This is a genomic window from Hippea alviniae EP5-r (assembly GCF_000420385.1).
GTDB lineage: Bacteria > Campylobacterota_A > Desulfurellia > Desulfurellales > Hippeaceae > Hippea > Hippea alviniae.
This window is the reverse complement of sequence record NZ_ATUV01000002.1, coordinates 439,832-453,599: the sequence shown is the minus strand read 5'-3', so window position 1 is coordinate 453,599 and position 13,768 is coordinate 439,832. Positions and strand designations below refer to the sequence as shown.

General features: G+C 38.0%; 8 protein-coding genes and 1 rRNA gene. 2 read left to right on the top strand and 7 right to left on the bottom strand.

Annotated features, from left to right (window positions below):
• The 7 genes from G415_RS0109145 to G415_RS0109115 form a co-directional block, all read right to left on the bottom strand.
• Positions 1-497 (bottom strand): 16S ribosomal RNA (locus G415_RS0109145); the annotation flags it as partial.
• A gap of 168 nt (positions 498-665) precedes the next feature.
• Complete coding sequence (locus G415_RS0109140) at positions 666-1,928, bottom strand: pyridoxal phosphate-dependent aminotransferase (RefSeq protein ID WP_022671381.1); 1,263 nt, start codon at positions 1,926-1,928, stop codon at positions 666-668.
• 13 nt (positions 1,929-1,941) lie between these two features.
• On the bottom strand, positions 1,942-3,990 hold the full coding sequence (locus G415_RS0109135; protein ID WP_022671380.1) for a TRAP transporter permease: 2,049 nt from the start codon (positions 3,988-3,990) through the stop codon (positions 1,942-1,944).
• 65 nt (positions 3,991-4,055) lie between these two features.
• A complete protein-coding gene (locus tag G415_RS0109130) occupies positions 4,056-5,063 on the bottom strand; it encodes a TAXI family TRAP transporter solute-binding subunit (RefSeq protein ID WP_022671379.1) in 1,008 nt (335 codons plus the stop codon).
• Positions 5,064-5,189: 126 nt separating this feature from the next.
• The gene (locus G415_RS0109125) at positions 5,190-6,239 is read right to left on the bottom strand and encodes an NAD-dependent epimerase (protein WP_022671378.1); all 1,050 of its coding nucleotides are present in this window, start codon (positions 6,237-6,239) and stop codon (positions 5,190-5,192) included.
• Positions 6,236-9,643, bottom strand: coding sequence for a DNA polymerase III subunit alpha (dnaE, locus tag G415_RS10425; protein WP_022671377.1), 3,408 nt, complete (start codon positions 9,641-9,643; stop codon positions 6,236-6,238). Before dnaE ends, G415_RS0109125 begins: the two co-directional genes overlap by 4 nt.
• 85 nt (positions 9,644-9,728) lie before the next feature.
• Positions 9,729-10,487 (bottom strand): DUF3108 domain-containing protein, encoded by a 759-nt coding sequence (locus G415_RS0109115; RefSeq protein WP_022671376.1) that lies wholly within the window; start codon positions 10,485-10,487, stop codon positions 9,729-9,731.
• A gap of 56 nt (positions 10,488-10,543) precedes the next feature.
• Here G415_RS0109115 and msrA point away from each other — a divergent pair, with 56 nt between their 5' ends.
• Together msrA and G415_RS0109105 are read left to right on the top strand one after the other, a co-directional pair.
• Positions 10,544-11,083 carry a peptide-methionine (S)-S-oxide reductase MsrA gene (gene msrA / locus G415_RS0109110; RefSeq protein WP_022671375.1) on the top strand — a complete coding sequence of 180 codons (540 nt, stop codon included), beginning with the start codon at positions 10,544-10,546 and terminating at the stop codon, positions 11,081-11,083.
• A 3-nt stretch (positions 11,084-11,086) separates the two neighbouring features.
• Entirely contained in the window at positions 11,087-13,753 is a 2,667-nt protein-coding gene (locus G415_RS0109105) for a plasma-membrane proton-efflux P-type ATPase (protein WP_022671374.1), read from the top strand.
• Positions 13,754-13,768: the final 15 nt, after the last annotated feature.

Sequence of the window (13,768 nt, the reverse complement as noted above, 5' to 3'; positions counted from 1 at the left end):
CGTCAAGCAAGCAGGGGTATTAGCCCTGCTGCCTTCTTCCCCTCTGACAGGAGTTTACGACCCGAAGGCCTTCATCCTCCACGCGGCGTCGCTGGGTCAGGCTTTCGCCCATTGCCCAATATTCCCCACTGCTGCCTCCCGTAGGAGTCTGGCCCGTGTCTCAGTGCCAGTGTGGCTGACCATCCTCTCAGACCAGCTACCCGTCGTAGGCTTGGTAGGCCGTTACCCTACCAACTACCTGATAGGCCGCAGGCCCATCCCAGAGCGAGAGCTTGCAAGCAGAGGCCCTCTTTCCCCCTGTCTCTTGTGAGACAGGGAACTATCCGGTATTAGCCCACCTTTCGGTGGGTTATCCCAGACTCTGGGGTAGGTTACCCACGTGTTACTCACCCGTGCGCCGGTTTACTCGTCTCCCGAAGGAGACTTTCTCCCACGACTTGCATGTGTTAGGCACGCCGCCAGCGTTCGTTCTGAGCCAGGATCAAACTCTCATGTTAAAACATGAAAGTAAGACTCAATTAAGTTCTGGCTAAAACTCTATATCAACCAGGGCTTTATCTTCCATCTTGGCTTGTAAAAGATCATGTCGCTTTCAAGCGACGGAATGAGAATATAATACACTTTGGGGGAAAAGTCAAGGAGAATTTTTCAAATTTTATCATTTTTTATAAACCAGCAACCCAATCGCAAATTCTATCAATTGCAACGACTGTATTTGAGCAATATTTCCTTAAAAACTCTTCGTTAACTTCTTCATTTTTTGCAGCTTCTAAAGCTAATTTACCGTCAAAATCGACATAGGCTATTCTGGCTGTCAACTCATCTTCTGGTCTTCCAAAATCATCGCCGGGCAGGAATGCAACCTGAATATCTTCAAGGGCTCTCTTGCAAAGCTCTCTGCTTGTTTTTATACCTATTTTATTAAACTGCTTTTTAAACTTGGAAAAGTTTGGCAGGTAATAAAAAGCTCCATCTGCCAAAGATACACTTATACCGACTTTGTTAAATTTATCAAAAATATACTTAGCCAAAGCCTTTAGAATAGCTCTGCTTCTTTTTAGGTAATCCTGCAAAGCTTCATCTATATTGAAAGCCCTTACTGCAGCATATTGAATCGGGGCACTAACAGAAGTAAATGTCTCGCTTGCAACGGAAGCCATCTTGTCTGCCAAAATTTTCAACTCATCAGGTATGGCAAATGTACCAAGACGCCACCCACCTGCTCCAGCCCACTTACTTAAACCACTGCTTATAATTGTTCCTTCAGGATAAAACTTGGCTATTGAAATATGTTTACCTTCGTGATGCAGTTCTCCGTAAATCTCATCTGATATCACTATAACACCATGTTTTCTGAAAACTTCAGCTAAATCCCTTAAAAGCTCAAGCGGGTATGTCTTTCCTGTAGGATTGTTAGGATAGTTGAGTATTATAATTTTTTGAGAATACTTATTATTTTTGCAATAGTTGTCAACTACATCAGGCATTAAGAGCCAATCATCTTCTTCTTTCGTCTCAAGCCAGACAAGATTTCTTCCCAAAATTTTGGACTGTGGAGCATAAGAAACCCAGCTTGGTGATGCAAGCAAAAGCTCTCCATACATAACAAGCTGAGCTATGAACATAAGCTCCTTTGAACCAGGACCTATCAAAATATTGTCCGGATTAAATCTTACACCCTGGCTTTTTAAATAGTACTCAGAAACAGCTTCTCTAAGTCTTTTCAATCCTTTTACCGGAAGATAATCCTTAACATGGGCGTATCTTTTTAACTCTTCAACAACTGGATCTGGAACATTAAACGGAGACTGACCCAAACCCAGTTTATACACTTTAAAGCCGTTTTCCAAGAGTTCATTACTTTTCTCATTTATTTCTAAGGTAGCAGACAGCGGCAAATCCTTAACATTCATATTTAAACAAAACAAGTTAACACCCTCCTTAAACGGCTTGTGGTTGAGCTTTTGCTCTTGCTTTTTGCTCGATATACAAAAGCCCCCAGATTAAAAGACCAACTAAATACATATAATATTTCATATCGTCTGGTAAATGCAACCAGTGCAAAAGACCAGCAGGATTAAGCAGAATCCATGCTGCAGCCAAGAAAAATGGTATTTCGTACCACTTATTCTTAGTCAAAAACCATCCTTGTAACGCACTCGCAAAGGCAAAGGAACCTAAAACAGCCATAGCAAATATCATTATTATTTTAGGCCAGCTTGTTATGTTATGCAAAATCAAATCGGGATTAAAAACGAACATGAAAGGCAGAATAGCTGTTCTCATATCGTAAATAAAGCCTTGAATAGCTGTAGGTATTGGGTCAGCATCAGCCAATGCAGCAGCAGCATAGGCAGCCAAACCAACCGGTGGAGTATCGTCTGCTATTATTCCAAAATAGAAACAGAAAAGGTGAGCCGCCATTAACGGAACGAAAAATCCGTAATTCTGAGCTATAGTAACTATTACAGGTGCTGTTAAAGAAGCCATAACTATATAGTTAGCCGTGGTAGGTAAACCCATACCAAGAAGCAGACTTGCCATAGCAGTTATGATAAGAAGAAGGTAGATGTTGCCATGTGCCATAGTATCAACAAGTTCGGTTATCATACTTCCTATACCTGTCGCAACAAGACCAACAACTATACCAGCCGAAGCACAAGCAAGTGCAACTATAACCATATTTCTCGAACCAGAAAGGAATGCTTCGCCTATTAAGGCAAATGTGTTTTTTATAGCAGCTGCAAGATTTATGCCCTCCTTTTTTATTTTTCTTAACTCCTGATAAAGAATGACAAAACCCAAAATTATTATCGTCCTAAAAGCAGACATTGCCGGTGAGTGTCTCAAAACCATAAGTTCTATAACAAGCCAAGTTATAGGTATAAGATAGTGAAAGCCGTTTCTTAAAACCTCTTTTGCGTTTGGTAACTCATCTTTCGGTAAGCCCTTCAACCCAAGTTTGCTTGCTTCAAGATGGGAAACATAAAAGAGAGTAATATAGGCAACTAAGGCTGGAATAAAGGCAGCTTTTACAACCTGTATATATGGAACATTAACATACTCTGCTATGATAAATGCAGCAGCACCCATTATAGGAGGCATAAGCTGACCATTTATACTTGCTGCAACTTCGGTGGCACCGGCTTTTGTGGCAGGATAACCGGTTTTTTTCATCAACGGAATGGTAAAAGTCCCCGTAGTCACGACATTGGCAACCGAAGAACCTGATACCAGACCGGTCAAACCACTTGCAACAACAGCAGATTTTGCAGGTCCACCCTTATAGCGCCCTAAACCCGCAAAAGCAAGGTCAATAAAGAACTTTCCGGCCCCTGCCTTCTCTAACATAGCACCGAGCAAAACAAAAAGATAAACAATATTGGTGGAAACCCTTAAAGGTATCCCAAATATGCCTTCAGTTGATAAAGAAAGTTGACTTACATATTTATCAAGCGTAACACCCTTATAAGCAAACAGTTCTGGCAAATTTGGTCCTAAAAAACCATAAAGTGTGAAAAGTATTCCAACTATAGGTAATGCAGGCCCAACAGCTCTCCTTGTTGCTTCAAAAACCATTAATATAAGCAAAAGGCCAAACACTTTATCCGTAAGATTAGGGGAACCCATTCTCATCATAATGCCATTCCAAGCAATAGTGATATATAAAGCGGATATAACACCAACGATGGCAAATATATAATCAATCCACGGAATACCTTCTCTCTGCGATAGGAACGGTAAAAAACCTATTTTTCTCTTTTTGAAAAATGGAACAGATAAGAAAATCATAGCCATAGCAAAAGCAAGATGAATAGAACGAGAAAATGTACTGTCTATCGTTAACCAACTTGCTATAGAAAGCTGAAACAGAGCCCATGATACCCCGATAAACAGAACAAGGTATCTTTCGTATTTATTTAATATCCTTACATCACCCGTGTCTTCTCTTATCAGTTCCTCAACTATCTTTTTTTTGTTATCATCCATAAGAAAACACCTCTGAAAAGGTTTTAACAAATTAAAAAGGGTGGCTTTTGCCACCCTAATATCTTTTACTGCTGAATAAGATTCTTAGGTATGTATTTAATTAAACCACTTTCTCTGTAATATTTGAGTGCTCCCGGATGTATAGGTGCCGTTAATCCTTCAAGCATATTTTTCTTTGTCAAAACAGCAAAGGCAGGATGTAATTTTTTAAATGTATCTAAATTTTCAAAAACTTCCTTCGTTATAGCATAAACAATATTTGCAGGTTCTTTTGCACTTGTAACAACCGTAGCCTTAACACCTACAGTCCATACAATTGGTTTCTTATTTGCAGCCATTGGATAAAACTTCTTAACAGGAATTTCAGCTTTGGCATAATAAGGATGCTCTTTAAGTAACTTTTCAACAGGTTTTCCTGTTATAGGGATTATTCTAACCTTAATCCTTCCACTCGTTGCTTCTTTTATATTACCATTTGGATGTCCAACCGTATAGAAAAAGGCATCAATTCTTCCATCCTGAAGAAGACCCGGTGCTTCAACAGCCTTAACATATTCAGGCTTTATATCCTTTAAAGAGATGCCAAAAGCCTTTAAAATATCTTTTGAGTTTTGAAGCTGACCAGAGCCTGGATTTCCAAGATTAACCCTTTTACCCTTCAAATCATATACGCTCTTTATACCGCTATCAACACTTGCAACAAGCGTAATAGACTCGGGATGTAAAGCAAAAACACTTCTTAAATTCTTCTGAGGACCTTTATTCTTCCACTCCGCAAGACCATGCCAAGCTTCATATTGCCTATCAGACTGGCAAATTCCAAAGTCCAAGTCTCCACTCAAAACAGCATTAATATTGTAAACAGAACCACCCGTTGACTCGACGGTCATCTTAATGTGATACTGCTTAAACTTGGCGTTAACCATCTTAGATATAGCACCACCAGCAGGATAATAAACACCTGTAACCCCACCTGTTCCGATGGTTACAAAGGTAATTTTTGACTGAGCCTTAAAACCCAATCCTAAAACAAGAAACATAATAGCCAAGACAAGATAGCCCAACTTACGCATAAAAACACCTCCAACACAAAAAATTAATTAGGTGATAAAAATTAAATCTCACCCCCTTCATTTTTAAATTATAGTATTATTATGATTTTGTCAATAAATTTTGGTTAAAAATTAATTAATTAACGGTTAAATTTTATAGAACGAACGATACCATTCTATAAACCTTTTTATTCCTACTTCGGGTGGCGTATATGGTTTGTAGTCTAAATCTTCAATCAAAGCCGATACATCGGCATAGGTTGACTCAACATCGCCCGGCTGCATGGGCATAAGGTTTCTTTTTGCCTTTTTACCCAGTTCCTTCTCTATTATCTCAATGAAGCGGTCTAACTTAACAGGCGAGTTATTGCCTATGTTGTAAATCTTGTAAGCCACCTTCGATGATGATGGGTCTGGATTTAAAGCATCCCAGTTATCGTTTGGTTTTGCTGGGTTTTTTATCACTCTTACCACACCTTCGATTATATCATCAATGTAGGTAAAGTCTCTTTCCATTTTGCCATAGTTATAAACATCGATGGGCTTATCTTCCAAAATATTTTTAACAAACTTAAACAGAGCCATGTCCGGCCTTCCCCATGGACCATAAACTGTAAAGAATCTCAAACCAGTTGCCCTTACCCCATAAAGGTAGCTATAGGTATGAGCCATAAGCTCATTGGATTTCTTTGTTGCAGCATACAAACTTATCGGATGGTCAACATTATCCTTTTCAGAGAACGGCTGCTTTTTATTCAGTCCATAAACGCTTGAAGATGAAGCAAAACACAGATTTTCAACTTCAAAATGCCTGCACGCTTCAAGTATATTCAAAAAACCATATATATTGCTGTCAATGTAAGAGTAAGGGTTTTTTAGAGAGTACCTAACACCAGCCTGTGCAGCTAAATTACATACAGCATCAAACTTCTCTTCTCTAAACAGTCTATCTATACTCTCTTTATCCTTTAAATCCACTTTTGAGAATCTATATGACTCATACTTGCTTGATTTAAACACCTTACCATACTCAAAACTTCCTTCGAAACCAGACTCTTTCAGCCTTCCATACTTTAAGCTTACATCGTAATAGTCATTTATGTTATCTATACCAAACACATCAAAGCCTTCACTTGCAAGTCTATTTGCAAGATGAAAACCTATAAAACCAGCAACACCTGTAATTAAGATTTTCATACACCAAACTCCTCATTTAGTTTAAATCTGTATCTTACATTATAACGCTTCAGAGCATCTAAAAGTATATTGTTTATCGCTATTTTCATAAGTGTCTGTATAGTGTATAGATTATCATTCTCTTTAAATCTTATATAGAGCGGTTTATCTCCTTTATTCCTTTCAACAATCGTCTTTAGCTTGTCTATGATTTCTATGTCTTTTTCTGCCAAGATTAGCTCAACACTTCTAACAAACTCATCAATCTTGTCGTATTCTATTATATCTTTAACTATTAGATTGGCCTTTTCTGTTGTAGGGTCTAAATTTCCCAATACTATAAGCAGCTTATTCTTCTCAAACAGCTCGCCTTTATCTTTGTAAAGTGCAGGAAAAACTGTGGCTTCAAATGTGCCGTCTATGTCCATAAATTTAACAAAAGCCATCGTCTCTTTCCTTTTTGTTCTTGTCTTTCTAACAGATACAGGGATACCTGCCATTATAAGTTCGCTGTCAAACTTCTCCTTTGCCGTTTGGCTTGTTGCGTTAACTATGGCTTCTATCAAATTTTTATACTTAGATATAGGGTTGGCACTAACAAAAAAGCCCAAAAGCTCTCTCTCATACTCCAAAATCTTCTCTTCTGACACATTATCAACCTTTTTAAGCTCAGGATAGTTCTCCTTCTCTTCCTTTACTGCTCCAAATAGAGAAGGCATCTTTTTTGTGCTCTTTTTTGTCTTTTCGTTTGCCCAATCTAATATTGTATCCAGATTGGCAAGCAGCGTTGCTCTATCTGTGCCGAGTGAGTCAAAGCACCCACTCTTTATTAAGCTCTCTATGACCTTTTTATTAACCTTTCGCGTATCAACCTTTTTTAGAAAATCAAAAATATCCTTAAACTTACCTTCTTTTCTTGTTTCTATAATGTTCTCTATTGCCGCATCACCCACATTCTTTATAGCAGAAAACCCAAAGCGTATTACTTTCTCTCCATCCTTTTCAGCAACGGCAAAATCATGGAAACTGTCATTTATATCTGGCGGCAGAACAGTTATATGCATTCTGTTGCACTCTTCTATGTATTTGGCTATCTGGTCTGTATTGTTCTTTTCGCTTGTCAGCAATGCGCTCATGAAGTAGGCAGGATAGTGAGCTTTTAGATAAGCTGTCTGATAGGCAATATAAGCATAGGCTGCAGAGTGAGACTTGTTAAAACCATACTCTGCAAACTTAGCCATTAAGTCAAAAATCTCTTCAGCTTTTGCTTTGTCTATTCCCCTTTCAACGGCTCTGCTTACAAATATGCCACGCTGCTCTTCCATGACTTCCTTCTTCTTTTTACCCATCGCCCTTCTTAAAATATCTGCTTCACCAAGTGAATAACCTGCCAGTTTACTTGCTATCTGCATAACCTGTTCCTGATAGAGAATTATGCCGTATGTGTCTTTTAGTATATCTTCAAGCTCTGGCAGTGGATACTCGATAGGTTTTTTACCATGCTTTCTGTCTATAAAATCCTGAACCATACCGCTGCCTAAGGGTCCTGGTCTATACAAAGCAACAAGGGCTATCAAGTCTTCAAATACGGTTGGCTTTAACTCTGTTATAAGTCTCTGCATGCCAGAAGATTCAAGCTGAAATACGCCAAGTGTATCACCACTTCTTAGAAGCTCAAATGTTTTCTCATCATCAAGCGGGATTTTTGATATATCAAAATCATCACCTATCTGCCTTACCGTCTCATCAATAACTGTTAAGTTTTTAAGTCCCAAGAAGTCAAATTTTATCAGTCCAATATCTTCAAGCAAATCCTTTGAAAATTGGGTTGCTATCGTATCTTCACCCGGTGCTTTATAGAGTGGGCATTTTTTGTAAATGGGCTCAGTCGAGATAACAACACCAGCTGCATGAATAGACGCATGTCTTTTAACGCCTTCCAAAACCTTGGATATTTCAAACAGCTTCTTAACTTCATCACTCTTCTCAATCTCACTTTTAAGCTGTGGATTCGACTTAATCGCACCATCAAGTGTTTCGTCGCCGGGAATCATCTTTGCAATTCTGTCTGCTTCTTTGTAAGGAAAGCCTAAAACCCTTGCCACATCCCTGACAACAGCCTTTGCCTTCATTGTTCCAAATGTGATAACTTGAGCAACATTATGCTCGCCGTACTTTTCTCTAACATAATGTATAACTTCGTCCCTTCTTACTGCACAGAAGTCAACATCGATATCGGGCATTGTTACCCTTTCTGGATTCAAAAATCGCTCAAAAAGAAGGTTATACTTTATCGGGTCAATATCTGTTATGCCTATGCAGTATGAGACAAGACTGCCTGCTGCTGAGCCTCTACCTGGACCTACGGGAATCTTGTTCTTTTTAGCATAGTTGATAAAGTCCCAAACGATTAAAAAGTATCCAGAAAAACCCATCTGTTCTATTATATTTAGCTCATGTTCAAGCCTTTTTCTGTAAAGCTCCCTTTTATCTTCATTAAAGCCTTTTGTCTTAATCTCCAACCCTTCATAGGCGAGTCTTCTTAAATACTCTCTCTCATCGCTGCCATCGGGTGTTTTGTAATGCGGCGGTGTGAGTTTTCCTATCTCAAGTTCAACATTGCACATATCAGCTATATAGCCAGAGTTGTGAACAAACTCAGGGTTATCTTTAAATACTTCGAGCATCTCTTCTTCTGTTTTGAAATAAAACTCATTTGAACCCATTCTCATTCTATCTTCATCGCTTATGAGTTTGTTTGTCTGAACACAGAGCAGAGCATCTTGAGCTTCTGCATCTTCACTGTTTAGATAGTGGCAATCGTTTGTTGCAACAAGTGGCGTATTTGTCTCAAGAGCAAGTCTTATTAGCTCTTTATCGATCTTCTCTTGGTCTTCAAGTCCGTGTCTCATAATCTCCAAAAAGAAGTTGTCCTTGCCGAATATCTCTTTATACTCATAAACGGCCTTTTTCGCTCCTTCATAATCACCGCTTAAAAGCTTAAACTGAACTTCACCATGAAGACAGGCACTGCCTGCTATAATACCTTTTGAATATTCTCTTAAAAGCTCTTTATCTATCCTTGGCTTGTAATAGAAGCCCTTCAAGAAACCAATACTGCAGAGATACATTAAATTCTCATATCCCTTATTGTTCTTGGCAAGAAGAGTAATGTGATAATTACCCTTTGTTTGCCTATCATCGAGTTTTGTCGGCGATATATAACCTTCAAAACCCAAAATAGGCTTTATACCTTTCGCTTTGGCGGTTTTATAAAACTCAAGTGCTCCAAACATGTTGCCATGGTCTGTTAAGGCAACAGCTTTCATATTGCTCTTTACTGCTTTATCTATCATTCTATCTATTCTGCTTGCACCGTCTAAGAGACTGTATTCTGAGTGGTTATGTAAATGGACGAAAGACATTTTCTCACCCCCCTTATCATTAAACGCCCATATCATATCATTTCAAGAGAGAAAGTTGAATCCTTTATAAAATAAAGTTAAATTCTCAATAAACCTTTAAATCTATAAGCTTAGCTTCAAATACACCTATAAAATGCCACATTTGAACCAAGACTGGCAACTGCGGAGGCTTTAGAGAAACCCAAACAACCAACTTTTTAACCTTTTCGTTTTTTATAAGCTCACCGTTTCTATCAAGCTTATAAAAAGAAAGTTCTGCTTTCAAAACCCTTCTTTTTCCCTTTTCTCTTCCGAAAGAGTCAAGGTTTATTGTTTCTTCCTTGATGGGCAAAATTTTTATTCTATAAAGTTTCTTGGATACAACAACATCTCTGTAATAAGCTTTGCCCAATTCTATCTTGTGCGTAATAAAAAACATATAGACGGTTAAAGGTGAGAAAACACCATTTTTTGACTTTACAATATACTCTTTTTTGTCCGAATTCTTCTGATACAGAACAGTTGCTTGAGTTCTGTTATCAAATTTAACATAAATCTTTTTTACCTTTTTAGGCCTTTCTATTGAAGAGTAATAATATATATCCCTATTGTTCGATAAATCTATTGCATCTTTGATTTTCACCTTTAATTTAAAAAACCATTTGACCGGAGAGACGGTTTTTCCACTAAAGTTTATAGTATAGGTGTTGTTATCAAGTTTTGCTGTTAATTCTCCTTTTGCTGCATTAAGGCCGCTAAAGTCAAACTTATACTTTGCCTTAAACGATTTTAGATTTAGCTCTTCAGCAACTGCCCAAGATGATACAAAAACCAAAAAAACCACTATAAGCAACTTTTTAAGCATGCAAACCTTTTATCAAAAAAATCGACAAAAGTAAAAATTTAACTAAATTTAAATATATGAGAGTATCAACTGCCATATTTGCCGGCGGATGCTTCTGGTGTCTACAGAAAGTATTTGACCAAACAGATGGTGTTATAAGAACAACAGTTGGATACACAGGTGGAAGATTGAAAAATCCAACCTATGAGAAGGTTTCAGCAGGCATAGGCGGACACTATGAAGCTGTAAAGGTTGAGTATAATACAGAGAAAATATCATACGAAGAGTTAGTTAAAGTATTCTTTAAAAACATAGACCCAACAAACCCTTACGGGCAGTTCTGCGACATAGGTAAACAGTATGAGACTGCCATATTTTACTCTAACGACACAGAAAAGAAAATAGCAGAAAAATTAAAAGAAAAACTCGAAAAAGCCAATATAACCGTAAACACAAAAATACTGCCTGTTTCTGAGTTTTATGAAGCCGAAGAGTATCACCAGAAGTATTACCTAAAATATCCAAAGGAATACAATTACTATTATGAGCATTCTCAAAGGGCATCAGCAACGGAAATGTTTAAAAGAATAGAGAAAATACTTGCAAAGGAGCCCTAAGAGATGAATGCAGATGATTACAAAAACATGCCACTTTACAAAATAGTGGCAGAATTAAAAACAGACGAAAATGAAGGACTTATAAACCAAGAAGCTGAAGAGAGAATAAAAAGGTTTGGACTAAACGAGATTTCAGAAAAAAGAGAATCTCTTTTAAGAAGGATTCTTAGAAGATTCTGGGGACCAATCCCATGGATGATTGAGATAGCAGCTATTCTAAGTGCTATAGTTCATCATTGGGAAGATTTTATAATCATCACAATAATGCTCTTTGTTAATGCCATATTAGACTTTTACCAGGAACACAAAGCCTTAAATGCTATAGAAGTATTAAAAAGCAAACTGGCAAGCAAAGCTTTGGTGCTAAGAGATGGAAAGTGGACAGAGATACCATCAAAGCTGCTTGTTCCCGGAGACATTGTCAAGATAAAAATAGGAAACATAGTTCCTGCTGATGTTATCATCATAGAAAACGACGGTTATCTATCAATAGACCAGTCAGCCCTTACAGGCGAGAGCCTGCCTGTGAGAAAGAATTTAAAGGATGTTGCATACGCAAATTCAATCGTAAAACAAGGAGAAGCAAAAGCCATCGTCATAGCAACAGGCTCAGACACATACTTTGGAAAAACGGTTGGTCTTGTGGCAAAGGCAGAAAAGACACAAAAGAGTCATTTTCAAAAGATGGTCATAAATGTCGGCAACTTCCTTATCATAATAACGGTTATAATGATTTCATTCATCATTTTTGTTGGTGTCAAAAGGCATGAAAACATCTGGGAGCTTATGGAGTTCTCTTTAGTTTTAACCATCGCTGCAATACCTGTTGCCCTTCCCACTGTTTTAACCGTTGTGATGGCCGTTGGTGCTCTAAATTTGGCACGAAAAAAGGCAATAGTAAGCAGGCTATCAGCAATAGAAGAGATGGCTGGAATGGACATACTCTGCTCGGATAAAACAGGAACATTAACACAAAACAGAATGACAACAAAAGAAGCCTATGTAAACAACGGATATTCTCAAAAAGAGCTATTTGTATATGCAGCCCTAACAAGCAAAAAAGAAAACAACGACCCGATAGAGAAGCCAATTTTTGAATGGTTAGAAAAACACAACATTGAACTGCCGAATTTTAAACTTATAGACTTCACTCCTTTTGACCCTGCAATAAAAAGAACAGAAGCAGTTGTTGAGATAGAAGGCAAAGTAATGAAAATCATCAAAGGAGCACCGCAGGTTATACTAAAACTTTCAAAACTCTCATCTCAAGAGAGCGAAGAGATAATAAAAAAGATAGATGAGTTTGCAAATGACGGATTTAGAACCATCGGAGTGGCAATAAAAGAAGAGAAAGAGCCAAAATTTAGATTCGTGGGACTGATACCGTTGTATGATCCGCCAAGAACAGACAGTAAAGATGCAATAAGAGAAGCAAAGAACAAGGGCGTTAAGGTAAAGATGATAACAGGAGACAACATCTCCGTTGCAAGATACATAGCAAAGATACTCAATATCGAAGGAAACATCTATCCGATAAAAGAGCTAAAAAACGAGACGCACGACGAGTATCTGATACTTTCGGAAGTCATAAGTAAAGCCCTTTTAAAAAACCTAAACCTTTCAGAAGAAGAGATAAAAGAAAAAGTCAACAACATCGTTAACGAAGTCAAAAAGGAGATTGAAGGCAAGCTCATTAAAGGAACGGTAAAAAGACACGAAAGTGAGATAATAAAAATCATCGAAGAAGCTGGCGGCTTTGCCGAAGTGTTGCCAGAAGATAAATACTTTATCGTCGATGAACTGCAAAAAGCCAATCATATCGTCGGAATGACAGGCGACGGTGTAAACGATGCACCTGCTCTAAAAAAAGCCGATACCGGAATAGCCGTCAGCAACGCTACAGATGCAGCAAGGGCAGCAGCCGACATCGTTCTTTTAAGTGAAGGATTAAAGGTAATCATAGATGCTATCAAAGAAGCAAGAATCACATTTGAAAGAATGAAGAGCTATACAATCTTCCGCATAGCAGAGACAATACGCATCATCATCTTTATGACACTTTCAATAATTGTATTCAATTTTTACCCGCTAACATCAATAATGATTATAGTTCTTGCCCTGCTTAACGACATACCCATACTTGCAATAGCCTATGACAGCACAAAAGTAAGAAAAAAACCTGTCAGATGGGATATGCACGAGATGCTGGTTTTGTCTTCCTGGCTTGGTATAGCAGGCGTTTTGAGTAGCTTTACCATTTTTTACATCGTTATGATATATCTAAAATCGCATCCAGAAACCTTAACCTTCTTACCACATGTTCCTGCATGGGTAAACATGAACGACAAAGAGTCATGGTATTCATTTGTTCAGTCAATCTTCTTTGCAAAGATGGTCATAGCAGGACATGGAACAATTTACAATACAAGGATTGATGATTGGTTCTTTAAAAAACCCTACCCGTCATTTACCCTATTCCTTGCCACATTTTCAACAAGAATCATAGGAACAGTAATCGCCATCTATGGGTTTGGCATCATGACTCCGATAGGTTTTGAATGGGCTTTATTTATGTGGGCATACGCACTTGCATGGTTTGTATTCAACGATTTTACAAAGCTTCTTGTAATCAAATATTACAGAAAAACAAAAGAGTTGGAAGTGATTTGATTTTAAGTTCAATCT